Here is a 22,443-nt window from a genome sequence, read left to right as displayed (position 1 = left end):
AAAGTTTAAGCGCAGGGAAGAGTATCATTTGGACAATTTAGCTATAAGCTTAGCGAAAACAGCGTTGATTAGCCCGCTAAATTAACAAAGGCCGCACAGTGGCGGCCTTTGGCGGATTGGACAATGTCTAGGTTAAACACCATCTGTCATAAATTTAATTGCCGCAGCTATTTCATCGTCGCTGCAATCGGCACAGGTACCACGAGCTGGCATATTACGGATACCTTCAATCGCGTGCTTCAGCATAGTATCGAAACCCTGATCAATTCGTGCCTTCCATGCCGCATCGCCTTTTTTCGGCGCATCTAATGCACCGGTGCCGTGACAGGCAAAGCAGGCAGTTTGATATACTTTCTCGCCACTGCGCGGACCTGAGGCCGCAGCATCAGAGGCTGCAGCTGCACCGGCAACATACACCTGGCCTATTGGTGCCAGCCGTTTGCTTAAGGCGTCTTTATCGGCATCTGAACTGGCATTAATACCAAAGGTCGCTAACAACAAGGCGACAGCGAGTGTATATTTAGTCATATGATTCTTTCCTGTGGTGATGTCCGCACAAAGTTTGTGCCATTATAGCCTTCAAGCTGCTCGAAGGGGAAGCCCCACAAAATACAGCTGAAAACTATGTTGTTATACCGTCGCTCAGACCACAACATTATAGTGACCCCAGCGCTAAGCTTTGCCAGTTGTGCTTTATACTTTTATGCCGGGTTTACGGATTTTTTTAAAGCAAAATTTTTTAACGGTTTTACTTTGCATCTTGTGTAGTTGTGGTAGTCTACTTGGCCGGTATCTGCGCTGACGTTCTGTCATGATACCGCTGGTAAACACAACGTAAAAAGTGTTTTCCACATTAAGGAAGTATAAAAATAATAATATGGGTTCTGTAGTTCATCCCTTATTTAGCATTATAAATCAGTAAGTTAATAAATAACTGCAGATCTTTTCAGCGGAAAAGGTCTTTTATTGCTATTTGTTCTTCACAAAGTTATCCACAGCTTGTGCTGGTTGAATGCCGGGGCAGAACTGGCAGCAAAATGCCTACTGTGGCATGCTATAGCTTTATGGTTTCAGGACTTTACACCATGCCAACAACTGCCTCTACACCGCTGATCCTTGTGGATGGTTCATCTTATTTATTTCGCGCTTATCACTCACCTCCGCACCTGACTAATTCGAAAGGCGAAGCAACCGGGGCCATTTACGGTGTTGTTAACATGCTAAAAAGCCTGTTGCGGCAATATCAACCTACGCAAATGGCGGTGGTGTTTGATGCCAAAGGGCCAACATTTCGTAATGAGATGTACAGCGAATATAAAGCTCACCGACCACCGATGCCGGATGATTTACGCAGCCAGATCGCACCTTTACACGAAATTATTCAGGCAATGGGATTGCCGCTGCTGTGTATCAGTGGGGTAGAAGCTGATGACGTTATTGGAACTCTGGCGTGCCAGGCCAGTGCCGCCGGGCTGCATACGCTGATTTCAACCGGTGATAAAGATATGGCGCAGTTGGTCGATGGCCACATTACGCTGATAAACACCATGACTAATACCCTGCTTGACCCGCAGGGTGTGGCAGAAAAGTTTGGTATTGGCCCGGAACTGATTATCGATTATCTGGCCCTGATGGGCGATAAAGTTGACAACATCCCGGGCTTACCCGGCGTGGGGGAAAAAACTGCAGCGGCTTTGTTGCAGGGCTTAGGCTCTATAGAGCAGATATATCAGCAGTTGGATCAGGTGGCAGCTCTGAGTTTTCGCGGTGCCAAAACCATGGCTGCCAAACTCGAGCAGTTCCGTGATCAGCTGCAACTATCTTACCAGCTGGCAACGATAAAAACCGATGTTGAGTTGCCTTATCAGTTGGCCGATCTGACGATTAAAAGCGCCGACAATAGCCGGCTGGCGCAGCTGTATCAAGAGTGTGAATTTCGCCGCTGGCTGGCTGAAGTATTAGGCAATGAACCCGCTGCAGCCAAGCTGCAAGTCAAAGCTGCACAAGCCGATATGTTTGCCGGCGCAGACGATACTGTGGTTCCGACAACAACAGCTACAACCACCGATTACCTGACGGTGCTGGATGAAACGGCTTTTGCTGCCATGTTGCACCAGTTGCACAGTAGCGAACTGGTGGCGTTTGACACTGAAACCACCAGTCTGGACTACATGCAGGCAGAACTGGTTGGTTTGTCAGTTGCTACTGCAGCTGGTACGGCCTGGTATGTGCCGGTTGCACACGATTATGTCGGTGCGCCTGAGCAGCTGAAACGCGACTGGGTGTTAGCGCAGTTAAAACCCTGGTTAGAAGATAGCAGCAAAGCGAAAGTCGGGCAGAACCTGAAGTACGATCAAAGCGTGCTGGCCCGCTATGGCATTGCTCTTAAAGGCGTATGCTTTGACACTATGCTGGAGTCTTATGTGCTTAATTCAGTGGCCTCGCGCCATGATATGGACAGTTTGTCCCTAAAGTATCTGGGCCATAAAACGATCAGCTTTGAGGAGATAGCCGGCAAAGGTGCCAAGCAATTAACGTTTAATCAGATAGAGTTAGAAAAAGCGGCGCAGTATGCGGCTGAAGATGCTGACATTACGTTGCAACTGCACCAGAAGTTGTGGCCACAGTTACAACAGCAGGGCGACTTAGCCCAGGTGCTGCGCGATATTGAAATGCCGCTTGTCGATATTTTATCGCGCATTGAACGCCACGGCGTGTTGATTGACAGCAAGCTGCTGAGCAAACAAAGTGAACAGCTGGCCGCGCGCATTGCAGAGCTGGAGCAATTAGCCTATGAGCAGGCAGGTAAAGCTTTTAATTTATCCTCGCCTAAACAACTACAGGAAATCTTATTCAACCAAATGGGCCTGCCGGTATTGAAAAAGACCCCTACCGGTACACCATCGACGGCGGAAGAAGTACTGGCAGAACTGGCATTAGAGTACGAATTTCCCAAACTTATCACTGAGCACCGTGGTTTAAGCAAACTGAAATCGACTTATACCGATAAGTTACCGAAGATGCAGCATCCGGTGACAGGCCGGGTGCATACCTCATATCACCAGGCAGTTGCCGCTACCGGACGTTTAAGTTCCACAGATCCTAATCTGCAGAATATTCCAATCCGCACAGAAGAAGGCCGCCGTATCCGGCAGGCATTTATTGCGCCGCCCGGTAAAAAGATAGTGGCGGTGGATTATTCTCAAATTGAATTACGCATAATGGCGCACCTGTCGCAGGACCGCGCCTTGCTGGATGCCTTTGCACAGGGCCGTGACATTCACCGGGCAACGGCTGCAGAGGTGTTTTCGGTCAGTCTGGAGCAGGTAACCGCTGAGCAACGCCGCAGTGCCAAAGCAGTAAATTTTGGTCTGATCTACGGTATGTCGGCATTTGGTTTGGCAAAACAACTGGGAGTCGGGCGCAATGAAGCGCAGCAGTATGTCGATCGCTACTTTGAACGTTTTCCCGGCGTACTGGATTATATGGAACGTACACGTAAACAGGCGCATGAGCAGGGCTATGTCGAAACGCTGTTTGGCCGTCGTCTGTATTTACCGGATATAAACGCACAAAATATGATGCGGCGTAAAGGTGCAGAGCGCGCCGCTATTAATGCGCCAATGCAAGGCACCGCTGCCGACATTATTAAAAAAGCGATGATTAAAGTTGATCAATGGCTATTGCAGCAAGCTAATCCTCCTGCAGTGATGATAATGCAGGTACACGATGAACTGGTGTTTGAAGTGGATGCCGATAAAGTAGATCAAACAAAACAACAGCTTACAGAGTTGATGGCGCAGGCGGCTAGTCTGGATGTGCCCTTGCTGGCAGAAGCGGGCGACGGCGATAATTGGGATCAGGCACATTAATTTGAACTTATGCTGTGGCATCCAGTCTGACTGCACAGTAATAGTTTCTCTCTCCTGATAAAACCTTTAACCCCGACGATGTTCGGGGTTTTTTTTGGTAACAAAATTACCAAAAGTGCCGCATTCCTAGAATTAAAATGACGTTATGTAGTTTTATTACAAAAATAGCTTGCAATTTGCACAGTGCTGGCTAGAATCTGAGTTGTAGGGTACAGAGGTAAGATGTTCTATCTTTCGCTGTCGAAGCAATTTGCTTCAGCATATGAAAGTAGGCTTATTTAGCCGCCCCGCTGCTTGCAGCGGGGCGTTTTTTTATTTGAAAATCAGCTGGCGCAGTTGTAATGCCGATAGCATCGTTGTCAGATGACTCGCGATTGACTGGCAAGATGAAAATTTGCAAGATTTATTAGAGTAAATACTTTAAACAAGGCGGATTTGTTGTATAATGCCGTGGTCTTAGCGATAAGACACCCTGTTGATTTGAAATTATAGCTTCTCCCCGTTTGCTATGACCGACACCCTTGAGTGTCGGTTTTTTTATGCCGTTAAAGCTGGCTGTCGGTAGTAGGTTCAGTAGCACCAAACCACTGATCCAGGGTTTGCTCCAGCTCCGGTAGACCAAGTTTGCTTAACGAACTAAAAGCTTGTACCTGAATATCTCCCATAAAAGCCAGACTTGCTTCGCGAACATCCAGCACTATTTTTTTGCGCGCGCCCGGTCCAAGCTTATCTGCCTTAGTCAGCAAAATGAGCACCGATAGTTTACTTTCTACCGCCCAGTGGATCAGATCCTGATCTAAATCTTTCAGCGGGTGACGGATATCCATCAGCACTACCAGACCTTTCAGGCTACTGCGTTTCATCAGGTATTCTGCCAGCGATTTTTGCCATTTCTCTTTAACAGTCAATGGTACTTTGGCAAAACCGTAACCAGGTAAGTCAATTAGCCGGCGTGCATTATCCAGGCTAAAAGTGTTGATTAGTTGAGTGCGCCCAGGTGTTTTACTGGTGCGCGCTAAACTATTTTGCCGGGTTAACGTATTCAGAGCACTGGACTTACCGGCATTTGATCTGCCGGCAAAAGCCACTTCTATACCTTCATCGGCAGGTAGCGCCCGAATATCCGGCGCACTGGTGAGGAATGTGGTGCTTTGATAATTTATTTTTGACTTGTACACTGCCTTCTCCGGCTAACATTTTGTAGCTATTGTAGCGGATCTGACGGATCGGCAGAAGCATTTGCTCACGCTATGGGATTTTACTTTGACTAGTTTCGTGTAAAATAGGTAGAAAAAATAAGGTTATTAGCCTTAATATGCCAGTATGCTGGTGGTTTATTGCGGACAGAGACGGATAAAAAATGATGAAAATGCTATTTCCACTGACGCTGCTATTCGGTTTTATCGGAACAGCTCAGGCGTTTGACGGTGATGCCGAAGCAGGTAAAGCTAAGTCGGCGGTATGCGCAGCATGCCACAGTGCTGACGGTAATAGTGCCGTTGATATGTATCCCAAAATCGCAGGCCAGCACGCGCCTTACATTTATAAACAGCTGCGCGATTATAAAGCCGGCATGGAAAGCGGCGGTAAGCAAGGCCGTACCAACAACATCATGTTTGGTATGGTGGCGGCGTTATCTGACCAGGATATGAAAGATTTAGCAGCCTATTTTTCATCACAGAAAATGAAGCCGGGTACTACCGCTGAAAATGTAATTGAGCGCGGTGGTCAGTTGTATCGTGGTGGTGATGCTGAGCGCGGAATCGCAGCCTGTATTGCGTGTCATGGTCCGCGTGGCAATGGCTCTGATTTGAGTGGTTTTCCAAAAATTTCTTTTCAGCATGCTAACTACCTGAAGACGACGCTGCAGGAGTTTCGTGACGGTAAGCGTGCGAATGACTTAAATGGTATGATGCAGGATATTGCCAGAAAACTGACCGATGAAGACATAGAAACCTTATCGCAATATCTGGGTGGCTTACACTAAGCTAGCTGTTCATCGCAAAAAAACCGGCTTTTATCGCCGGTTTTTCTTTTTTAGAAACTGCATTTTTGTGAGATATATCTCACACTGGCTGTAAGAAAATAGCCATTTTAGCAAATTCATTGAACTTTTTTTGCAGCGGTTTTTGCGTTAACTATCTGAAAATAATTAAATAATATAAATTGCATTTAACTGGCTTAGGTTTTTTTTCTGCAGTGTCTTGCCATCTGAGCAGATTGGAGTAGATTACAAGGCAGTTACACTTAGTAACCAATAATAACAGGGACTAGCGGCAGGGAAGTGTCAGTACCCAGTACAACACAGTGCGTGGTACCTTTTTTTGCATCGGGATGATGTGCAGCGTTAAAGTGCGCTCAGGGATGGATACGAAAGCATCAGGAAGATCGTAAACAAGAAAATTGCCAGGAAGGCACATAACATAAATGGAACACGAAAAAACAGGGCGTTGAAGCAACATCAGGACGATGAAAGCGAATGAGAGTAGTGTCCACGTGACACAGGCATACCCAGGGCGATAAGCTTATCTTATCGCCCTTTTCTTTTTCAGGTTTTCACATTATGTCCGCAGTCGTTTGCCCGCTATGCCATCACCGGCACAGCCTGTTGTTTTGCCAGGATAAGCGCCGCCACTACTTTCAGTGCCAACAGTGTCAGCTCGTCTTTGCTGACCGGGCAACTTTGCTCAGCAGCGAACAAGAGTTGGCACAATACCAATTGCATCAGAACGATTTGGCCGATCAGGGCTATCGCCAGTTTTTACAACGGCTGGCAACGCCGTTGTTAGGCATGCTGCCAGATAAAGAGCTCGACGGGCTGGATTTCGGCTGTGGCCCGGGACCATTGCTGGCAAAGATGCTGACAGAGGCCGGCCATAATATGGCGGTTTGGGATCCGTTTTTTGCTAAAGACGACACAGCTTTGCTGCGCCAGTACGACTTTATTTGTTGTAGCGAAGCGATTGAGCATTTCGTCAATCCGGCGCAGGAGTGGTCGCTATGGCTCAGGCTGCTTAAAGCAGACGGTATCCTGGCCATTATGACCAAGCGTTATACCAGTGCTGCAGCCTTTGCCAACTGGCACTACAAGAATGATCCGACACATGTCAGTTTCTTCGCTGAAGACACTTTTGCCTATTTAGCCCGCCGAGATGGCTTTGTGCTGCAGGTTGTCGACAAAGATGTCGTGTTACTGCAACGAAACCATTAGTGTTTGCCGGCAAAACTGGTTAAAATGTGCGCCCTTTTTCACAGGTAGCAAACATGACTCGTCAGAAAAAAACGCGCTCAGCCGGTTCTAATGGCCAGCGCCACTTACCCGCACAGGAAATACGTAAAAGCCGGGAGCCAAAAGAAGAAACCAAGAAAAAGGGTGCTGGCCTGAAGTCTGGTAGCCGCAATAATGTCGCGCAGGTAAAACCAGCCAGTACAGACAATGCCGCTAACAAAGACAAGCGCATTGGCAGTAAAAAACCGATTGCTTTAGTACCCGTTACAGAGCAGCCTTTAGTTGTTAGCCAACCCAAGGCTAGCCTGGCTAAAGTTAAAGCGGAAGTTATTGCGCCGGAACAGGAATTGGCACTGATTGAAAACGACAGCTACTTGCAACAATTGCTGGAGCGGGTTGAGCAAAACGAAATTCTGACTGGCAAAGATGCAAAATATTTCAATGCAAAGACGGCTCGGTTAGAGCAACTATTGCAACAACTTGGCTTAACTGAACAGGAAGCGGAAGTTGATCCGTTGGCTGAGTTTGAAAGTAAAGACTGGCGCAAAGATCTGCTCGGCGAAGACTGATAACGGGGCTCTGGTTTGAACAACACAACATTGATACTGGTCGCTGTTGCTACAATGGTGGTTGTGGCGCTGGCATTTTATGCCGGTATGTTGTTACGTCGGCTGCAGCTGCAAAAATTACAGCAAAAGCAGCAGCAATTGGCGCTACAACAACAGCAAACTGAAAAGCGACGCTATCTGACCGAAAGTATTACGCTTATTTGCCGTGCCATGCTGGAGCAGCAATGTGAACTGTCTGAAGGCGCGTTAAGAGTTTGGGTACTGCTGGACCATCTGGTACCCGAGCGTCAGCCGGATCCGGTGCAAACTTATCCGGGTTTGCATCAGATGTATCAGGTAGTCAAAGACATGCCAACGCACGAAGCACGCAAGCGTCAAAGTAAACAACAGACTTACAATCAGGATAAACTGCGGCTGGCTGCCGAGCAGCAGTTGAAAGATTTCATTCTGGCGGATGCTAAAGCGCTGTTACAACGCTTACAGCCGGCCCAGAGTTAACGCCCGGGCCGGCGCCGACGCTACTGCCGGTAGATTTGACCGGCTTTCATCACAAAGCTCACCTGACCCATTTGATTGATATCGGTTAACGGATCGCCGGGTACGGCAATAATATCGGCAAATTTTCCGGCGGCAATACTACCCAGTTCGCTGTCAACGCCTAATAGCCTGGCACCTTCAATAGTGGCACTGAGGATGGCATCGATGGCAGGCATGCCAGCTTCAGTCATGTAGACAAATTCCTTCCAGTTGTTGCCGTGTTCAAATACGCCGGCGTCAGTGCCAAACGCAATTTTGACACCGGCTTTATAAGCTTCGGCAAAAGTTTGCTGAATTTTACTACCAATGGTAGCCGCTTTGGGCCGCACCAAGTCTGGGAAAAAGCCGGCAATGGCGGCTTTATCTGCAGCCCATTTGCCAGCACTGATAGTTGGTACATAGTAGGTACCGTTTTTGCGCATCAATGTCATGGTGGCCTTGTCCATATAGGTACCGTGCTCAATTGATGCGACACCGGCGCGTATCGCGCGTTCCATACCTTCTTTACCGTGCGCATGCACGGCCACTTTCAGCCCATAGTCGTTTGCTGTGCTGACGATGGCTGCCAGTTCTTCATCAGTAAACTGCGGATTACTGCCGCTTTTGGCCACGCTTAATACCCCGCCGGTAGCGGTTATTTTAATAACATCAGAACCTTCTTTATAACGCTGGCGTACTGCTTTGCGCGCGTCGTCGGCACCATTTATCACGCCTTCTTTCGGGCCCGGATCGGCCATTAACGCATAAGCTACGCCGTTAGTCGGGTCAGCATGGCCACCGGTGGTAGCAATTGATTTACCGGCAGCATAGATACGCGGTCCTTTCACGTAACCCTTAGCAATGGCTTTTTTTAATGCGGTACTGATGTGATGGTTGTCTCCCAGTTCGCGTACTGTGGTAAAACCAGCCAGTAAGGTTTTTTCCGCAAAAGTTGCGCCACGCAGCGCGTAGTCAGCTTCATTCATCGTAAAGCCTTCACTGTAAACCGTCGGACTAAACTGGGTATAAAAATGGGTGTGCATATCCATTAAACCCGGCATTACAGTGTGCTGGCGTAAGTCGATTACGGTGTCGGTAGCTGTCGGCGCGCGAAAACCGGCTTCAACGCCAATGATTTTGTCCTGTTCAATTACTATGGTTTGCTTGGCGTAAACATTTTTGTTTTCCGCAGTGATGAGCTTACCGGCATGGATCAGAGTTGCGGCATCAACCAGTGAGCTGCTGGCCAATAACGGCAGCAATAAAGCCAGGGGCGTTTTTTTCATGTTGTTAGAGCCTTGTAATGGGTGATCGGTTTTCAGTGTTAACATTGCTGGCAAATTCAACAACCAACATGAGACAGGCCGACGTTTTTAGCCGACCAGTGTTAGACAATAGCAAAGGTATAGGGAAAACCGGCACTTTTTAACTGAAAATGCTGCTGCTTGTTGCAATAAACCGGCGTGGCTAATGCTGCCAATGCGTAGTATACATTGCGGCTTAGTTTTGCCTGCAAGCCATGCCACAGCTGAACATAGGGTAATAATTGCTGCTGTGGGTCTGGTTTTAACAACATAGGGTAAGCCGGGCTAAGTATCAGTTGCCGTGCCAGATTAGTGGTCAGTTGCAGTGCTGGGCCGGTGTCACTATCCACCCATTGCCAGTCAGTGATCAGAAAAGGCGCGTCGGCAACACTGATACGAACTTTCTCTGCCGGGGTTTGCAAAAAGTACTCGCCATGTTGACAGAGCAATACCGATGCAAATAATTTAACTAAGGCAGGTCGTTGGATCAAACTGTGCTGATAATACCACTGCCCCTGGGCGTCGATATGCAAAGGAATATCACCACAAAAGACTGGATGCCATTGTTCAACCGGAGCCAGTGCCGGTTGTTGTAGCTGCTGCTGTAATCGGGTTAAGTCCAATGCGCGTGCTCTGCTGATGGTATTGCCAGTAAGCTTAGCAAAGCTAAAGGTATCTTTGAAAGGAAGTGGGGTGACTGATGGGGATCGAACCCACGACAACCGGAATCACAATCCGGGGCTCTACCAACTGAGCTACAGTCACCACTTAGGCCGGCATTTTACCCAAATTTTTCCACAACACCAAGCTTTTTACTGGAAATTAGGGGTTAACAGCTTGTAGTCTGTTCTGCGGCTTTAGCAGGTTTTATGCTATCCTGCGGGCGTTTTGCAATTTTTCAGTCAACAGGAGAGTGCAATGGATCAAATAACTCAGTTGTTTCAGGACAATCATGAAGTTTTATTAGGCAAACTGCTGCAATTAGTCGCGGCAATAGTAATTTTTTACGTCGGCCGGATGGTTGCCAAAGCAGTATCGCGTTTTCTGGAAAAGACTCTGCTGGCAAAAGCAGTTGATAAAGCCGTAGTGTCTTTTATTGCCAGTATTGTGTATGCCGTGCTGCTGATAGCAACCTTACTGATGGCGCTGTCGCAAGTTGGTGTGCAAACCACGTCCTTTATCGCCATTTTAGGTGCGGCAGGTCTGGCGGTTGGCCTGGCATTGCAGGGATCGCTGGCCAACTTTGCCTCGGGTATTCTTATTATTCTGTTCCGGCCATTTAAATCCGGTGATTTTATCGAGGCTGGTGGTGTTACCGGTACTGTAGATAAAATAGAAATTTTTCAAACCATGATGAAAACGCCAGACAATAAGCTGGTTATTGTGCCAAACGCCCAGGTAACGGGCGGTGCTATTACAAACTATTCAGCGGAGGCAATCCGTCGTGTCGATTTGGTTATTGGTATCAGCTATGACTCTGATCTGCGTAAAGCCAAGCAAATATTGCAGGATATCCTGAAGAACGACAGCCGGGTATTGCAAGAGCCTGCAGCGGCAGTCAACGTGGCAGCATTGGCCGATTCATCGGTAAACTTTAATGTCAGGCCCTGGGTTAACTCAGCCGATTATTGGAATGTATATTGGGACACACTGGAAAAAGTGAAACTGAGCTTTGATGAGCAGGGCATCGCTATTCCGTTTCCACAGATGGACGTACATATTAAGCAAGACAAGCAGGAGTAGATATGAAGGGTTATTCAATTCTGGCATTGGCCGTGTTAGCCAGTATGTCGGTGCAGGCAAATGATACTGCAGCCAGCGGTAAAGTGTGGACAACGTCGGCTGAGCTTGGCGCTATTACCACCTCGGGCAATACCGTTGGTACTTCAGTAACCGGTAAAATTGATGCCAAACAAGAGCTGCAGCAGTGGAGTAACCAGTACATTTTCAGTGCTTTTTTTAAAGAAGATGAAAAAACCGACGCTGACGGTAACAAATTTACTGAAAAATCAGCCGAACGTTATTTAATTTCAGCAAAAGCAGCCTATAAGCTGGACGATGAATTCGACAAGTTGTTTGCTTTTGGCTCTTACACTGATGATGAGTTTGGTGCTTATACCGAGTACACCACTTTAGCGGTTGGTTATGGCACCCGCTGGTATAACGCTGAAGATAAATCGTTGGACGTTGAAATCGGTCCGGGTTATTTCACTGGCAAAAGATCGAGCGGTGAAACGGAGCAAGGCCTGATCGTGCGTGGCGCGGCTGCGTTTAAGTGGACGATTAGTGAATCTGCCAGTTTCAGCCAAACGTTAAGCGTAGAATACGGTGACGACAATACCCGTACTATTGCCGAAACGGCGCTATTGGCAAAAATTAACGGCTCGTTACAAATGAAAGCGGCTTTTCAGGTGCAGAACGACTCTGATGTTACTGCCGGTAAGAAAAGTACCGATACGCAAACCTCGCTAACCCTGGTGTATTCATTCTAACCTGACCGGCGCCAGCTTAGGCATCTCTCTGGCGCCAACTTTTCTTATCTGCCTGTTCATACACTGTTTTTTTCGACTATGCTTGCTGCATTAGTTTAACTTACTCTGCAGTGTTAACGGCATGACAAGGATAGTGAAACATCGCCATAAACTCCTTTTGCAACGCCCCTGGTTTGGCGCCTTGCTGTATGGAATTTTTGGTATTGCCTGGATAACAGGTAGTGACCGGCTGCTGGTTTGGTTATTTCAGGATCTGCCAACACTGATCCAGTATCAGGCCTATAAAGGTTACTTTTATATCGCACTAACAGCGTTACTGGCCTGGTTTCTGCTTCGGCAAAAACAACATTATGCCCGCTCGCTGGATAACACCGAGCAGCAATTAGCCGCTACCTTTACTTATGCTGCGGTCGGCATAGCCCACGTTGGCCTGGATGGCCGGTTTTTGCGTGCCAATGCACAAATGTGTCAGTTGCTGGGTTACAGTGAGCCGCAACTGATAACCATGACATTCAGGCAAATTACGCATCCAGCCGATTTAGCTCTGGATGAACAAGCTGTGCAGCAGTTATTGCAGGGGGAGCGACAGCACTACTCGCTGGAAAAACGTTATCTGCGGCCCGACAATTCTGTGGTCTGGGCCAGATTGTCGGTTGCCCTGGTGCATGAGGAAGCCAAATCCTATTTTATTTCGGTAGCACTTGATATTACCCAGCAGCGCCAGGTACAGCAGCAACTTGAGCAAAGTGAACTGCGTTTTCGCACTTTGCTGGACAACGCGCCACAACTGGCGATCCAGGGCTATAAAGCAGATGGCACCACCTTTTACTGGAACAAAGCCAGTGAACAGATTTACGGTTACAGTCAACAGGAAGCTGTCGGGCAAAATTTGCTGGATTTAATTATACCGTCATATATGCACGATGGCGTGGCCCAGGCTATGGCAAAGATGGCGGCAACCGGGCAGGGGGCGCCTTCGGAAGAGTTAGCTCTGCGGCGTAAAGACGGCTCTCTGGTGCCGGTATATTCGGGTCATGCGGTGATCAAGTTACCTGATATGGAGCCGCAAATTTTCTGTATTGATCTGGATTTAACCGAACGCAAACAACAAGCCGCCGAACTGGCGTTTTTAGCCGACTACGACCCCATTACGTTGTTACCCAACCGGCAGTATTTTATGCAGCGCGTTGCTGAAGCACTGCAGTTAGCCAGCAATAATCACTGTGCGGTATTGCTGCTGGATCTGGATAATTTTAAAAATATTAATGACAGCTTTGGCCATAGCGCCGGCGATGAATTGTTGCGCTTGGTGAGTCAGCGCTTGCAGCGCTTATGTCTGCCAGAGCATATTCTGGCCCGGTTGGGCGGCGATGAGTTTGCCGTGCTGGTCACTAAAATTAGCGGCCTGGCGCAGTTAAATCTACTAACCGGGAAATTGATGCAAGCGCTGCAGCAGCCCTGCATGTTAGCCAACAAAGTTGAGGTGATACCGGCGGCATCGCTTGGTATAGCGCTGTGGCCTGAGCACGCCACCGATCCGGAAGGCTTGCTACGCGCGGCAGATGCCGCCATGTATGCCGTGAAAAGCCAGGGCCGTAACAATATTGCCTTTTATGACGCCGGCCTAACTGTGCAGGCCAGACAACGGGTAGTGATGGAATCGCGCCTGCGCAGTGCCATTAATCTGGGACAGTTGTACTGCGTATATCAGCCACAGCTGGAGTTAAGCTCGGGGCGCATCGTTGGTGCCGAGGTGTTGCTGCGCTGGCATGACGAACAGTTAGGACAAGTGTCGCCGGCAGAATTTATTCCACTGGCTGAAAGCTGTGGCTTGATACATCAACTCGGGCTCTGGGTACTGCAGCATAGTTGTCATCAGGTCAGTCAATGGTTGCAGGCCGGCTTACCGGCTTTTCGGCTGGCGGTGAATGTCTCGGCGCAACAGTTTGCGAAAGATACCATGTTGCAGCAATTGAAGCAGGTACTGAAAGACAGCGGCTTGTCGGCGCAGTTGCTAGAGTTGGAAGTAACAGAAAGTGCGCTGATGACCGATGAAGTCAGAGTGATTGATACCATGCATCAAATACGTGCACTGGGCGTACGTTTGGCGATTGATGATTTTGGTACCGGCTACTCTTCATTATCCTATCTGAAGCGGTTACCGCTGGACGTACTGAAAATAGATAAACGTTTTATTGAACACATCCCGGCAGAGCAGGATGATAAACAAATAGCCAGCGCCATTATTGCGCTGGCACATACGATGAATTTTAAAGTGCTGGCTGAAGGTGTCGAAACCGCAGAGCAGCTGCAGTTTCTGCAACAGCAGGGCTGCGATTATTATCAGGGCTACTATTTCAGCAAACCTTTGGCGGCAGACGATTTTGCCGCCTTGCTGCAAAACAGTGGCGGCTAACCGACAACCTTGATCTGGCTGTAGCCCAGCCCTTGCTGTTTTTCTACGTTGATTTGCAGCGGAATACGCTGTTTTAGTGCCTCAACATGGCTGATAATGCCGATCATCTTGCCGCTGGCGTTCAGGTTGTCCAGTGCACTTAAAGCGCTGTCCAGCGTGTCGGCATCCAGGGTGCCAAAGCCTTCATCCAAAAACAGTGAGTCAATGCGGGTTTTGCTGCTGACTAAATCTGATAATGCCAGTGCCAGCGCCAGGCTGACTAAAAAGCTTTCGCCGCCAGACAGGGTTTTGGTATCACGCTGGCTGTCGGCCTGCCAGGTATCCAGTACGACCAGCTCCAGCTCAGCCTCACTATGCCGGGCCAGTTGATAGCGGTTGTGTAGCAGCGACAGCTGGCGGTTGGCCAGTATAATGAGTTGCTGCAGGGTTAGCCCCTGAGCAAAACGGCGGTATTTGGCGCCATCGGCCGAACCAATCAGGCTGTTTAACCGCTGCCAGTATTCATACTGCGATTGCTGCGCTGCGATCTGTTGCAGCAATTGTTGTTGCGTGTCGCGCCGCGCGCTGTCGCTGCTCAATTGCTGCTGCAAGCGGCCCTGTTGTTCAGTCAGTTGCTGCACATGCTGTTCTTGCTGCTGCAGTGCTTCGCTCAGCTCGTTGGCCGTTAAAGACGTCTGCTGTTGTTGTGCCAGCACAGTATGGCGTTGCTGCCAATCACTAAGCAGGCGCTGTGCGGCGACTTCAGCTTGTTGTAAACGCTGCTGCAGTTGTTGCAACTGATTCAGTTCAGTCTCAGGCAAAAGTGCTGCTTTAAATGCCGCTTCACTGGCAAAGCTGCTGGCGGCCAACGCTTGCTGCCATTGCTGTTCGGCCTGCTGTAATTGCGGCGCCAGTTGCTGCTGTTGTCGCGCCAGGATCTGCTGTTGCCCTTGCCCTTGTTGCATCTGCTGTTGCACCTGCTGTAAACGGGCCGTCAACTCTGCCAGGGTGTCGCTTGGCAATGGCGTTGCCGGCTCGCTCAGTTGCATCGCTTGCCATTGCTGTTGCCAATTTGCGTATTGCTGTTCAAGTTCGGCGTGCTGCTGCCCAATACGTTGCTCTTGCTGCTCGGCCAACTGCAAACGGTGCTGATTTTCAGCCAGTTGCCGTTCGGTATCCTGTACTTGTTTTGTCAGTTGCAACTGCTGCTGCTGTAGTTGTTCTAACTGGCTAAGTTGCTGCGCGGCCTGACTGAGCTCTGTTGTCAGCTGTTGCAGGGCCGCGCTAATGCTCGGTGCCGTGCTGCCGGCGGCTTGCTGTTCAATGCTGCTGGTCAGGGCGGACAGCTCGGCATTCAATTGGCTGCTGTGTTGTTGCAGCTGCTTAATCTCTGCCGCTAAACGGGCTTCATTTTTGTTTAGCTCATCGCCGCGCAGCCGTGTTTGCTCCAGCTCTGCTTGCCGCGCCTGCAGTTCTTGTTCAGTAGCACTGCTATTCAGTTGCTGATATTCCGTTATCGCCGGGTGTTCAGTTGCGCCGCATAGCGGACAGGGTTGTTGTGGTTGCAACCTGGCCCGATGCGCTGATAGCTGCATGATCAGCTGTTGCTGCTGTAGCAACTGTGTTTTATCGCGGATCTGCTCCTGCAGGCGCTGGTATTGCTGGCGCAGCGCCAGCAGCTCGGTTTGCACCGGCTGTAACGCTTGCTGAGCTGTGCTTAGCTGTTGCTGCAAGGCGGCGTACTGTTGCTGCCACTTTTGTTGCTGTTGTATCTGTTGCTGTAGCTGCTGCAAGCGGTATTGTTGCTCGCGCCGGTTTTGCTGTTGCTGGCGCAGTTGGTCAAATTCCACGCCGTCCAGCTGCTGTGCCAACTGCTGTGTGGTACTGCTAAACCCAGCCAGCTGGGTGCTTAATGCCAGCTGTTGCTGCCGGCGTTGTTGCTGCAGCGTCTGCAGTTGCTGTAATTGCTGCTGATTGGCTTGCTTAGCGTGTTGCAGCGTTTGCATGCCTTGCCAGAGTATGTCGGCTTGCTGCTGCGCAGCCTGCGCCAGCGCCGTTGTCAGGTTTTGCTGTTCCTGCTGGCATTGCTGCTGTTGTTGTTGCAGCGTCTGCAGTGCGCTGTGCAAAGGTGCCAGCTTGCTGGCCGGCTGATGGGCAGTTAGCCTGGCCAGGTCAGACTGATGCGCCGCGGTGTTAGCCCGTGCTTGCTGTAATTCCTGTTCGGCATCGTGCTGTGCCTGGGTGGCATGGTTAAGCTGCTCACGCCATTGCAGTAGCTGGCGCTGCGCCACCACAGCCTGTTGCTGCTGCAGCAGCGAGGTTTTTACAGCGGACAGTTCCGCGGTTAACAGCTGCTGCTGCTCTGCGCTGAGTAGTTCTACCGCACCGGCGCGGGCTTGTAGCAGCTCAAGCTGATTTTTCTGTTCGCGGCAATCGTCAAATACCTGCTGTGAAATGCGGCCATAAATAGCGGTGCCGGTTAGTTCTTCCAGCAGCTCGGCACGCTCGTTGGCACCGGCATTCAAAAAAGCGGCAAAGCCACCTTGTGCCAGCAGCATAGATTTAGTGAAACGGCCAAAATCCAGCCCGGTTAGTTCGGTTATCAGTGACAGTTTTTCGCTGGTTTTCTCTGCCAGAATGTTGCCGTCCAGCGTTGCCAGTTCAACCTTAGCAGCTTGCAAATTACCGTCACTGCTCCCGCGGGCACGGCGCTGGCTCCAAAAAGCACGGTAACCCTGGCCGGCCACTTCAAATTCAACTTCGGCCAAACATTCACTGCTATGGCGTGTCATCAATTCATTACTGGTGGGGGATGGCTTGAGCCGCGGTGTCTGGTGGTACAGCGCCAGACAAATAGCATCTAAAATAGTGGTTTTGCCAGCGCCTGTTGGCCCGGTAATAGCAAAGAGCGTGCTTTGGTTAAAGGGCGGCTGGCGAAAATCAATTAACCACTCGCCGCGCAGAGAGTTCAGATTTTGTAACCGTACTGACAATATTTTCATGTTGTAGCCTGTACCTTAGCCAGTACCTGCTGGTGCAGCACCGTCAGTTGTTGCTGCTGTTCGTCACTCAGGCTCTCGCCAGCCAGTCGGCTGTGCCAGACCTGCTCTGCTGTCAGCTCATCCAAACTTTGTTGCACTGCAGTGCTCAGGTTGCTGCCGGCACTGCGTTGACGGCGCAAACGCAGTAATTCAACCGGCAAGTCTTGTAGCAATTGCTCTACCCTTTGTTGTAAGTCAGTAAGATAGGCATCGGTTTCGCTGATCACCAGTTCCAACCACAGCGTTTCATCTGCTGCCAGCTTGTGCAGTGCCTGGGTAACTTTTACCGCCACGTCAGCCAGGCTGGCTTTGATGCTGCATAACGGCTGAAAGCATGGCACTGGCAAGGTCGTGACCGTTTTTTCTGTGCCGGAAAACTCAATCAGCCACAGCTGTTTTTGCTGCTTGGCTTCGTCAAAACTCAGCGCTATAGGCGAGCCGCTGTAGCGGATATCCGTGCTGGCGTTTAATTGCTGGCTTTGATGAATATGGCCCAGCGCTATATAGTCAGCCGGCGGAAAGGCGTTGCTGGGAAATGCATCCAGAGTACCGATATAGATATCTCGCACTGATTCTGACGTACTGACACCGACTGTGGTCAAATGGCCGGTCATAATGATCGGCAGCGGCTGTTGCTGCTGGCTATTATATTGCTGCGCCAGCTCATACAGCTGCTGGTAATGTTGGGTAATGGCCTGTTGCAGGCTTTGTTGTTTATCGCGCGCACTCTGGCCACTCTGGCTTTGTAACAGATCTCGTGAGCGGATAAATGGGATAGCGCACAACAGTGCCGCCGGCTGTTGTTGTTGATTATGCAGCACCAGTAATTGCTCAGACAGCTCGTCACTGCAATTGGCTATCACCCGGGTATTTAAATACTGCAGCAGATTTTTGCTTTCGTTCAGCACCGCAGCGGCGTCGTGGTTACCGGCCAGCACTATCAGCTGACAGCCACTGCCTTGCAGCTCAACAATAAACTGGTTGTACAGCTCGCGGGCATAACTGGGTGGAGTAGCGGTATCAAAAATATCACCGGCGACAATAATGGCATCAATTTGCAGCTGCTTCACTTGCTGCACCAGCCAGTGTAAAAACGCCTGGTGTTCGCTGGCGCGACTGCGGCCAATAAAGTGCTGGCCTAAATGCCAATCGGAGCTGTGTAAAATACGCATAATGCCAACAGTTACTAAATTTGGTCGCGAAAGCATACCGGATAGTGCTGCAGACAGCAAAGCGCCGACCTAGCGCTAAGGCCCAGATCGGCGGTCTCGTTACTTGGTGGGGGATTACTGCGCAACGTCCAGTTTGTCGATCACCCGGTTTACATCAGAGGTGTTTTTCGCAATAGCAACGGCTAAGTCTTTCTCAGCATCAGAATCAACTTCACCTTGCAGGGTTACAACACCGTTTTTAGCATCGACATCAATAGCCGTGCCGCTGACTTCCGATTCAAATAACAGACGGGTTTTCACCACAGTAGCAATTTTGGCATCTTTTAAACCGCTGTTATCTTTATCGCTGCTATGCTTGCCTGACGCCATTACGGTCAGCTGATTATTTACCTCGGTAACACCGTCCAGATTTTCAATCAGCTCTTCAGCCAGCGCTTTATCAACGCTATTTTCCACTTTACCGGTTAAGGTTACTGCGCCATCTTTAACGTCGGTATTAATATCAAACGAGTTCAAGTTACCGTTCAACAACAGTGTCGTTTCGGCTTTGCCATCAATCCACGCATCTTTAGCGCCGTCTTTCCAATCGTTGGCAGCTACCGCTGTTGTCGTTAATGCTAAAGCTATCATCATTGTTAACGTTGTATGTTTCATGTTGTCGCTCCTTTGTAGTGAGACGATTAAACTAATGCCAGTATGATGCCAAAATTTAATTCCTTGTTTTTAAACGTTATTTTTAACTCATTCATGTCATGTTAATTTTTTGTTTGTATTTATTTCCTGCTGGGCGGTAAAACTTTCAGTAGCGGTTGTAGTTGATCGCTGCATATTTGCAATTCAGCGACCAGCTGCGCCAATTCAATCTTTATCTCACGGTTGTGTAAGCCGGCGGTAAGTTGGCGTAAACTGCGGATCTGTTGCTGTAGCAAAGCCGCCAGCTCTGCCAGCATAGTGTGCTGTGTTGACTGCTCCGCTAACGTTGCGGCCTGGTGCTGATACCAGGACTTTACAGTAGAAAGTGTACTGCGCTGTTGTGAAATGGTGTCTGCAGTAGCGCAAGTTTGCGCTAAGCGCTGTGCCGCATTCAGATGCAATTTGGTTAGCTGTAAAAACTTGTATCGCAAGTTGCTGTTAGCTACCTGCGTGGCTGCATAGCGAAAAAATTGCTCTGCGGCACTACAGACGCTATATGCCGCCTGCAGCGAACTCACTTCGTCTGCGCTTAGCTTGGCTGACTGAGCTATACCGGAATGCCCCATGACGTTTCTCCTTTTATCACTGCTGTCATAGTTCATATTCAATTCATGTACCAAGGTTTAATGTTTTGATTTACCTAAGTATTTTATAGCGTTGTGGTATGTAAACGGTGTTGACCGGTAACTTCTACCTATTGATATTGTTAAATTTACAGCTGGTTAGAGGTAATGGGTTGCGTTGAAACAGCGTGCTTTTATGGCAAGTAAAAGTAGCTTTGCTATGTTAAAGAGTCGCATCGCTGTACGAAACAGCAGCGCAGCCTGTCTACTGACACCAGGGTTATGCAATTCAACTGAGAGCAGATAAATGACGCAACCACGCTTATTTTTGCATGTACAGGACGCTGAACTGGCGACACAGTTGCTGCAGTCCGCTGCTGTGCGCCGCTTTATAGTGGTAAAAAGCAGTGATACTGCACCCTGGCCAGAGCAACTGATACAACAGCCTTGCGACCTGGCGTTTATTCAGGCTGAGCAATATAGCGAAGCCGATTATCAACGATTAACCGCCAGTAAATTGCTGGCGGAAATTGATTTTATTCTGGTCAGTGATGGCGTGCCCGATCTGATGTTGGATAAGCTGATGCGCGCTGGCGCCGGTTATCATTTCCGGCGGCCGTTGGATTTGGCCTGTATCCTAGATACTTTGCAGGATTTTTATCAGCAATTGAGTAACAACCAGCAAAAGGTAAAAACTGATAGCAGTTCACTGGATCAGTTTGGTTTATTGGTTGGGTCGTCACGTGCCATGCTTAAGCTGTACCGCACCTTACGTAAAGTAGCCGTTACTGAAGCCAACGTGCTGATTTCAGGTGAAAGCGGTGCCGGTAAAGAGCTGGTTGCCAATACGCTGCATTTGGCCAGCTGCCGTGCCGAGCAGGCCTTTATCGCCATTAACTGCGGTGCGCTCAGCCCTGAGCTTGTTGACAGCGAATTGTTCGGCCATATCAAGGGCGCTTTTACCGGTGCCTTGCGTGACCACCAGGGCGTATTTGCTCAGGCGCAGGGCGGAACCTTGTTTTTAGATGAGATAACTGAAATGCCGCTGGAGCAGCAGGTGAAACTGTTGCGGGTACTGGAGAGCGGTGAGTATCGCCCGGTCGGCAGCGACAAAGTACAGCAGGCCAATGTGCGCATTGTGGCAGCGACTAACCGCGATCCACAGCAGGCTGTTGCGGAGGGGGTATTACGCGAAGATTTATATTTTCGCCTGGCACAGTTTCCGCTGCAGGTGCCGCCTTTGCGGGATCGTGGCGAGGATGTCTGTGGCCTGGCGCTGCATTTTCTGGCCTATCGAAATGCGCAGGAGCAACAACAAAAGCAGCTGGCAGCTGACACCCTGGCGCTGATTGCTGCACATAATTGGCCGGGAAATGTGCGTGAATTAAAGCATGCCATAGAGCGGGCTTATATCCTTGCTGATAACCGGATCCTGCCTGAACATTTATTGCTGGGCGATGCAACTGACAGCGCAGTAGAACAATGTCTGGCTGATGTACCCTGCGGGCTACCGCTGGAAGATTTGGAAAAAGCGGCGATTTTAAATACGCTGCAACAAAACGCCGGCAATAAAACTGACACGGCACGGCAACTGGGTATTAGCGTAAAAACCTTGTACAACAAGCTGGATAAATACCAGCAAACCGAGCCGTGATCAGTAGACGGTGCTTAGGTTAAATAGTTACCGGCAAAGCGGTAACTGTTTAACACTAAGGGCTAAATTGGCAAAAGCTGAAAGCCGGCTGTTACAGCTGCTGTAATAAGGCCGTTAAATCAGCAACGTCAAACTGATAAGTGGTATTGCAATATTCGCAATTGATATCCAGCTTACCTTCTGCAATGTGTTCATTAATAACGTCTCTACCCAGGCTGATAATAGCCGCACTGCATTTGTCGCGCGAACAACCGCAAACAAAACTGACCGGTTGTGCCGGAAACAACTCGACTTCTTCCTGGTGAAATAAACGATACAGCAGTTGTTCGGCTGGCAGCTCAAACATTTCGTTGTGACTTAGGGTGTCGGTTAACATGACCAAATCAGCAAAGTCAGCTTTGGCTTTTTCTGGCTCTACCGGCAATACCTGTAACATAAAGCCAGCAGCACGATTATGCTGCTCAGTAATGTCGGTATACAAATACAGCCGGGTCGGCAGTTGCTCTGACTGGGCGAAGTAGGCTTCCAGAGTACTGGCTAAACTGTCACCCGACAGCGGAATAATGCCCTGATAGCGTTCACCCTGTTTCGGCGTAATGGTTACCAGCATATGGCCATCGCCGATCAGGCTGCGAAAGCTATCACCCTGCAGCTCAGACTGCATCCGTACCACAGCGCGAAATTGTTGTTGGTTGGTGCCATTTACTGCAGCAAAGCGCACCGGGCCATCCCCCTGGATTTGCACGGCGATATCACCGTCAAATTTTAAGGTGGCAGTTAGCAAACTGGTTGCTGCTACCAGTTCCGCCAGCAGTTGTTTAACCGGAAGCGGATATTCATGCTGGCCCAGCATCTGCGCCAGGCTATCGGATAATTGTACCAACTCTCCGCGTACACTTCGGTGGGTGAATAAAAACCGATATAACTGATCTGCGTTCATAAT

General features: G+C 49.4%; 18 protein-coding genes and 1 tRNA gene. 9 read left to right on the top strand and 10 right to left on the bottom strand.

What is annotated here, in order from left to right; genetic code table 11:
• Window positions 1–132: 132 nt before the first annotated feature.
• Complete coding sequence (locus tag MN202_RS08750) at window positions 133–528, bottom strand: c-type cytochrome (protein WP_335735726.1); 396 nt, start codon at window positions 526–528, stop codon at window positions 133–135.
• Between the two features lie 557 nt (window positions 529–1,085).
• On the opposite strand from MN202_RS08750, the gene polA reads away from it, so the two are divergent.
• On the top strand, window positions 1,086–3,872 hold the full coding sequence (polA, locus tag MN202_RS08745; protein ID WP_335735725.1) for a DNA polymerase I: 2,787 nt from the start codon (window positions 1,086–1,088) through the stop codon (window positions 3,870–3,872).
• 545 nt (window positions 3,873–4,417) lie between these two features.
• Here the strand turns inward: polA and yihA are convergent.
• On the bottom strand, window positions 4,418–5,050 hold the full coding sequence (gene yihA, locus MN202_RS08740; protein WP_335735724.1) for a ribosome biogenesis GTP-binding protein YihA/YsxC: 633 nt from the start codon (window positions 5,048–5,050) through the stop codon (window positions 4,418–4,420).
• Window positions 5,051–5,232: 182 nt separating this feature from the next.
• On the opposite strand from yihA, the gene MN202_RS08735 reads away from it, so the two are divergent.
• The 4 genes from MN202_RS08735 (at window position 5,233) to MN202_RS08720 (ending at window position 8,168) form a co-directional block, all read left to right on the top strand.
• On the top strand, window positions 5,233–5,859 hold the full coding sequence (locus tag MN202_RS08735; protein WP_335735723.1) for a c-type cytochrome: 627 nt from the start codon (window positions 5,233–5,235) through the stop codon (window positions 5,857–5,859).
• 576 nt (window positions 5,860–6,435) lie between these two features.
• Window positions 6,436–7,083 carry a class I SAM-dependent methyltransferase gene (locus MN202_RS08730; protein ID WP_335735722.1) on the top strand — a complete coding sequence of 216 codons (648 nt, stop codon included), beginning with the start codon at window positions 6,436–6,438 and terminating at the stop codon, window positions 7,081–7,083.
• 53 nt (window positions 7,084–7,136) lie between these two features.
• Window positions 7,137–7,670 (top strand): Der GTPase-activating protein YihI, encoded by a 534-nt coding sequence (gene yihI / locus MN202_RS08725; RefSeq protein ID WP_335735721.1) that lies wholly within the window; start codon window positions 7,137–7,139, stop codon window positions 7,668–7,670.
• 15 nt (window positions 7,671–7,685) lie between these two features.
• Window positions 7,686–8,168, top strand: a complete 483-nt coding sequence (locus MN202_RS08720; RefSeq protein WP_335735720.1) for a DUF2489 domain-containing protein — start codon at window positions 7,686–7,688, stop codon at window positions 8,166–8,168.
• Window positions 8,169–8,188: 20 nt separating this feature from the next.
• On the opposite strand, the gene MN202_RS08715 is transcribed toward MN202_RS08720, so the two are convergent.
• From MN202_RS08715 to MN202_RS08705, 3 genes are all read right to left on the bottom strand, one after another.
• Window positions 8,189–9,472 (bottom strand): metal-dependent hydrolase family protein, encoded by a 1,284-nt coding sequence (locus MN202_RS08715; protein ID WP_335735719.1) that lies wholly within the window; start codon window positions 9,470–9,472, stop codon window positions 8,189–8,191.
• Window positions 9,473–9,573: 101 nt separating this feature from the next.
• Window positions 9,574–10,113 carry a DUF1285 domain-containing protein gene (locus MN202_RS08710; protein ID WP_335735718.1) on the bottom strand — a complete coding sequence of 180 codons (540 nt, stop codon included), beginning with the start codon at window positions 10,111–10,113 and terminating at the stop codon, window positions 9,574–9,576.
• 66 nt (window positions 10,114–10,179) lie between these two features.
• Window positions 10,180–10,255, bottom strand: a tRNA-His gene (locus tag MN202_RS08705).
• A 153-nt stretch (window positions 10,256–10,408) separates the two neighbouring features.
• Between MN202_RS08705 and MN202_RS08700 the strand changes: the two genes are divergently transcribed.
• The 3 genes from MN202_RS08700 (at window position 10,409) to MN202_RS08690 (ending at window position 14,398) form a co-directional block, all read left to right on the top strand.
• Entirely contained in the window at window positions 10,409–11,233 is an 825-nt protein-coding gene (locus MN202_RS08700; RefSeq protein ID WP_335735717.1) for a mechanosensitive ion channel domain-containing protein, read from the top strand.
• Between the two features lie 2 nt (window positions 11,234–11,235).
• Window positions 11,236–11,982: a DUF481 domain-containing protein gene (locus MN202_RS08695; protein ID WP_335735716.1), complete on the top strand. Its 747-nt coding sequence runs from the start codon at window positions 11,236–11,238 to the stop codon at window positions 11,980–11,982.
• Between the two features lie 121 nt (window positions 11,983–12,103).
• Window positions 12,104–14,398, top strand: a complete 2,295-nt coding sequence (locus MN202_RS08690; protein WP_335735715.1) for a putative bifunctional diguanylate cyclase/phosphodiesterase — start codon at window positions 12,104–12,106, stop codon at window positions 14,396–14,398.
• Here the strand turns inward: MN202_RS08690 and sbcC are convergent.
• From sbcC to MN202_RS08670, 4 genes are all read right to left on the bottom strand, one after another.
• Entirely contained in the window at window positions 14,395–17,379 is a 2,985-nt protein-coding gene (sbcC, locus tag MN202_RS08685) for an exonuclease subunit SbcC (RefSeq protein ID WP_335735714.1), read from the bottom strand. The two genes, MN202_RS08690 and sbcC, sit on opposite strands and share 4 nt — an antisense overlap.
• Window positions 17,376–18,590 carry an exonuclease subunit SbcD gene (gene sbcD, locus MN202_RS08680; protein ID WP_335735713.1) on the bottom strand — a complete coding sequence of 405 codons (1,215 nt, stop codon included), beginning with the start codon at window positions 18,588–18,590 and terminating at the stop codon, window positions 17,376–17,378. The genes sbcC and sbcD overlap by 4 nt, the downstream gene beginning before the upstream one ends.
• 114 nt (window positions 18,591–18,704) lie before the next feature.
• Entirely contained in the window at window positions 18,705–19,244 is a 540-nt protein-coding gene (locus tag MN202_RS08675) for a BON domain-containing protein (RefSeq protein ID WP_335735712.1), read from the bottom strand.
• Window positions 19,245–19,363: 119 nt separating this feature from the next.
• Window positions 19,364–19,885, bottom strand: a complete 522-nt coding sequence (locus MN202_RS08670; RefSeq protein WP_335735711.1) for a hypothetical protein — start codon at window positions 19,883–19,885, stop codon at window positions 19,364–19,366.
• A gap of 268 nt (window positions 19,886–20,153) precedes the next feature.
• Here MN202_RS08670 and MN202_RS08665 point away from each other — a divergent pair, with 268 nt between their 5' ends.
• On the top strand, window positions 20,154–21,500 hold the full coding sequence (locus MN202_RS08665; RefSeq protein ID WP_335735710.1) for a sigma-54 interaction domain-containing protein: 1,347 nt from the start codon (window positions 20,154–20,156) through the stop codon (window positions 21,498–21,500).
• Window positions 21,501–21,591: 91 nt separating this feature from the next.
• Here MN202_RS08665 and hslO read toward each other — a convergent pair whose 3' ends face one another.
• Window positions 21,592–22,440, bottom strand: a complete 849-nt coding sequence (gene hslO / locus MN202_RS08660; protein WP_335735709.1) for an Hsp33 family molecular chaperone HslO — start codon at window positions 22,438–22,440, stop codon at window positions 21,592–21,594.
• Between the last annotated feature and the right edge of the window lie 3 nt (window positions 22,441–22,443).

Source organism: Rheinheimera muenzenbergensis (genome assembly GCF_036984005.1).
GTDB classification, from domain to species: domain Bacteria; phylum Pseudomonadota; class Gammaproteobacteria; order Enterobacterales; family Alteromonadaceae; genus Alishewanella; species Alishewanella muenzenbergensis.
The sequence above is the reverse complement of the archived record's forward strand: the minus strand, read 5'-3'. Positions and strand labels throughout refer to the sequence as shown.

Bases quoted from the DNA above. Each gene is read 5' to 3' on its own strand.
- MN202_RS08750 (WP_335735726.1), bottom strand. From the start codon at position 528: ATGACTAAATATACACTCGCTGTCGCCTTGTTGTTAGCGACCTTTGGT.
- polA (WP_335735725.1), top strand. From the start codon at position 1,086: ATGCCAACAACTGCCTCTACACCGCTGATCCTTGTGGATGGTTCATCT.
- MN202_RS08735 (WP_335735723.1), top strand. From the start codon at position 5,233: ATGATGAAAATGCTATTTCCACTGACGCTGCTATTCGGTTTTATCGGA.
- MN202_RS08730 (WP_335735722.1), top strand. From the start codon at position 6,436: ATGTCCGCAGTCGTTTGCCCGCTATGCCATCACCGGCACAGCCTGTTG.
- yihI (WP_335735721.1), top strand. From the start codon at position 7,137: ATGACTCGTCAGAAAAAAACGCGCTCAGCCGGTTCTAATGGCCAGCGC.
- MN202_RS08715 (WP_335735719.1), bottom strand. From the start codon at position 9,472: ATGAAAAAAACGCCCCTGGCTTTATTGCTGCCGTTATTGGCCAGCAGC.
- MN202_RS08700 (WP_335735717.1), top strand. From the start codon at position 10,409: ATGGATCAAATAACTCAGTTGTTTCAGGACAATCATGAAGTTTTATTA.
- MN202_RS08695 (WP_335735716.1), top strand. From the start codon at position 11,236: ATGAAGGGTTATTCAATTCTGGCATTGGCCGTGTTAGCCAGTATGTCG.
- MN202_RS08690 (WP_335735715.1), top strand. From the start codon at position 12,104: ATGACAAGGATAGTGAAACATCGCCATAAACTCCTTTTGCAACGCCCC.
- sbcC (WP_335735714.1), bottom strand. From the start codon at position 17,379: ATGAAAATATTGTCAGTACGGTTACAAAATCTGAACTCTCTGCGCGGC.
- sbcD (WP_335735713.1), bottom strand. From the start codon at position 18,590: ATGCGTATTTTACACAGCTCCGATTGGCATTTAGGCCAGCACTTTATT.
- MN202_RS08675 (WP_335735712.1), bottom strand. From the start codon at position 19,244: ATGAAACATACAACGTTAACAATGATGATAGCTTTAGCATTAACGACA.
- MN202_RS08670 (WP_335735711.1), bottom strand. From the start codon at position 19,885: ATGAACTATGACAGCAGTGATAAAAGGAGAAACGTCATGGGGCATTCC.
- MN202_RS08665 (WP_335735710.1), top strand. From the start codon at position 20,154: ATGACGCAACCACGCTTATTTTTGCATGTACAGGACGCTGAACTGGCG.
- hslO (WP_335735709.1), bottom strand. From the start codon at position 22,440: ATGAACGCAGATCAGTTATATCGGTTTTTATTCACCCACCGAAGTGTA.